Here is a 3,039-nt window from a genome sequence, read left to right as displayed (position 1 = left end):
TCAATAATTTCTTGTTTCATGCTGATTTTAATTTTTTTAAAACTTAATTTTCGCTGACTCTAGACTCTTTAAAGGCTGTTCTCATATCAACTATGGCGTTATAGATAAACTCACTGTGTTTGAGGTAGAAGTCCTCTGTGTAAAACTTGACCGCTTCATCGCCAATCTCTAGTGCAACTAGGTAGAGAATTGATGTTTCAATATCATCAGGAAGCCATACAAGACCTTTTGAAATCAGCATATCGCTGTCTTCTCTCTCGCCTGATGCGAATCGCAGAAAGGTCTTAAGTGTTGGTCTGCTACAGTCTGGCTCATTGTGTAATGATAAAGACAGGCCATGCTTCTCAAGAGCACGTCTTACACAGGTAATGAGCTTTCTTGCGTAGAAGAGAGCTATTGTGACAATGGACAGTAAGGCTCTAATCCTGCGTTCAGAGTGCAGGTAGATGGAGTCGAAGAATGTTCCTGTTGCCTTGAGTTCTTTCCACTGGGACTCGATATCAGACTGACCGTGATACACCTGATATAGATTAAGAGCGTTCTCCTCAGTCAACTCAGTGCCCAGGTTGGTTGTTGCAACGACGTAGTAGAGCTCACGCTCAATTGCACTGCACACTACATCTTCATTGATTGCAGCTTTGGCATGGACTTTCACACCAGTTACAACCTTTTCAGCATTGGCGCTAGGTCTTCCTGCCTTAGCGTATCCCTTAATCTCTTCGTATTGCGGCTCAGATACTGTCACATATTTAAGCTTCTTTGTGAACTCTTCAAAATCTCGTTTAGCATCTGCTTCGCATGAACGAGGAACTGTTACTAGCTTAGCGAGCTTTGCTTCGATATCTTTAAGCTCCTTTTCGGCTCTGCGTTTGATTGATGCTGTCTTTAGTTCACGCATAGACTCAGCTACGAACATGATTTTTAGCACCTCGACAGAGCCTCCATCCTTTGACTTCAACTCTTGAGTGCCTAACCATGCATAGCTGATATTGTCAGGTTTTGTGCCTGCTTTGGCCCATGCTGGCACAGGCACTTCCACTGTAGATAGCGGTACGATGCCTGAGTGCACTTTGTCGAAATCTTTCTTGACTCGAGAATCGCTTAGGCGAGTAACTAACTCTATTCCACATTCGTGACAGGCTTTAACAGTTAGAGCATTAGCTGCAGCAGAGTCAGCTACAAGAGTCTTCATGTTTGGGTATGCCTGCTTAAGATAATCCAGCTCCCCATCTGCACAAAACTTCTGGAACCTAGTGTTGTCGTTCATGTTTCCATCAAAAGCGGCCTGATAGAGCATAACTGCTGTATCCACACCGTCAACACGTGCGCTTATGCCGAGATGATTGACCTGAGGAAGGTCAGATCTATTATCACGAGAATAACCATGGGCAAGGCTAATTGGGTTGTCAGGAAGGACATCGACAATCTCTGTAGGCTCTTTGGAGTTTTCATTTGCTATCTCCACAAGATTATATTGAGGGTGTCCGTGAAAGTGATATGACGTTGAGTCAAGATGTGCTGTTGTAATGCTGTTTTTATCAACTAAAGATGACAGGATCTCTGTTGAGAACTTAGTCGGTCCGTACTCCGCAATACGGTCAAGCATGTCTGATAAAGAGTACCTGTTAGCGTGCAGGTAAGGATTACCCTCACACGTCTCAGATGACGCAAATAAGTTAGCTGGCAATGTACTGGCAAACTGCTCAATGCTGTTGATTCCGCCTGGCATATCACCACTTAAATACCTCATGATTGCTAGCTTAGCAAGCTCACCGGACTGTATCTGCACGTTAGTTCCACTCTTGCCAATCATTGCATTGATCTTTCCAGCGAGATTGTCTGCATCCATAAGACCAAATACGAGGCCAGTATGTTTTAGTTTTACTGTGATTGGACGGGATGAAGACTTTTTGATGCTAGCTGCCATACGAATCACCTGAGAAATTAGTACTTTCGCGTATTATACAATAATTATGTAATTAGCTCCCCAAAGTCAGGAGCTAGGCAGGTGCTTGGGGGTTATTTCTTCTTCTTTTTGCCTCGTATGAGATTAGCGATAAAGTTTGAAATGCCAATGGGTATCGCTAGAACTAAGGTTAGCAAGAATAGCGGTAGATTGATGATGTAGTTTCTATCTTCATTGAGTGCTGTATTTATTGTTTTACTCAAAAGATAAAAATGGAATAGTTAGAGTTGTACAGGAAGAAAAAATCAGGGGATTTTACCTAATGCAAGGAGTAAAATATAAGAAAACAAGCTTAAGGGTACACTAATGTTAAAGAAAAGCCTAATTGCAATTATTGCTATGACATTTTGCGCATGGTTATCTATATCGGCTAATGCCTCTGAGTTAAAAGAAGCTTGCGTAAAGTATCAGAGAGCAGATGAGTCTTGGTCTAATGGTTACAAAGTTAAAGCATTTATACTAACTGGTAGTGAGCTTAATGATGTTACTGATAGTAGTCACTTTGATTACTATAGTCATTATTTGTTTATCCCTTGGGATAATGAAGGGTTCACACTTTTGAATCTCGATTTCAAAGGGGAGATATCCCTTTTTGAAAAAGATTTTGAAGATCAAAACTCGAGGATATGGCGAGTTAAAGAAGGTTGGGGTAATTGTTATTAATGTTATGGGGTAAGGCAATTTATTCAAGCCTTTCGTGATAAGACAAAGTCAAGTAAAGCAAGACCTATTGTTAGCTAAGTCACTGGCGTTGCTTCAAGACGCATCCTTTGTAATTTGATGTTGCATAAAGAATAAGGCAATAAACAAAAATAGAGCTAGTGCTTGAATCCTGAAACCTATGTTATAGGAGCACTAAATCAATAAGAAAGACCAGTTATTATATAGTGGTCTTTTTTTTGTGCTCTTTTATATGGTGTCTCTATTATTAACTTGTGATATAATAGGAGCTCTATTGTACATGGCACTCATAGATTAACTAAGGATCTTTTATAGTCATAATAATCATTTATAGATTATCAAATTATTGAACGGCATAAAGGCATAAATAAGCTTTTATGCCGTTTTTTATT

General features: G+C 40.2%; 2 protein-coding genes. One reads left to right on the top strand and one right to left on the bottom strand.

The genetic code is table 11. The annotated features are described in order from the left end of the window. Positions 1-43 precede the first annotated feature (43 nt). Entirely contained in the window at positions 44-1,927 is a 1,884-nt protein-coding gene (locus RDO37_RS02900; RefSeq protein ID WP_308498037.1) for an IS1634 family transposase, read from the bottom strand. 345 nt (positions 1,928-2,272) lie between these two features. Between RDO37_RS02900 and RDO37_RS02895 the strand changes: the two genes are divergently transcribed. Beyond that, positions 2,273-2,629: a hypothetical protein gene (locus tag RDO37_RS02895; RefSeq protein WP_308498036.1), complete on the top strand. Its 357-nt coding sequence runs from the start codon at positions 2,273-2,275 to the stop codon at positions 2,627-2,629. Positions 2,630-3,039 lie beyond the last annotated feature (410 nt).

It is taken from the genome of uncultured Anaerobiospirillum sp. (assembly GCF_902485895.1).
GTDB classification, from domain to species: domain Bacteria; phylum Pseudomonadota; class Gammaproteobacteria; order Enterobacterales; family Succinivibrionaceae; genus Anaerobiospirillum; species Anaerobiospirillum succiniciproducens.
The sequence above is the reverse complement of the archived record's forward strand: the minus strand, read 5'-3'. Positions and strand labels throughout refer to the sequence as shown.

What these genes read in the sequence shown, in the direction of transcription:
- RDO37_RS02900 (WP_308498037.1), bottom strand. Translation starts at nt 1,927, where the DNA reads ATGGCAGCTAGCATCAAAAAGTCTTCATCCCGTCCAATCACAGTAAAA.
- RDO37_RS02895 (WP_308498036.1), top strand. Translation starts at nt 2,273, where the DNA reads ATGTTAAAGAAAAGCCTAATTGCAATTATTGCTATGACATTTTGCGCA.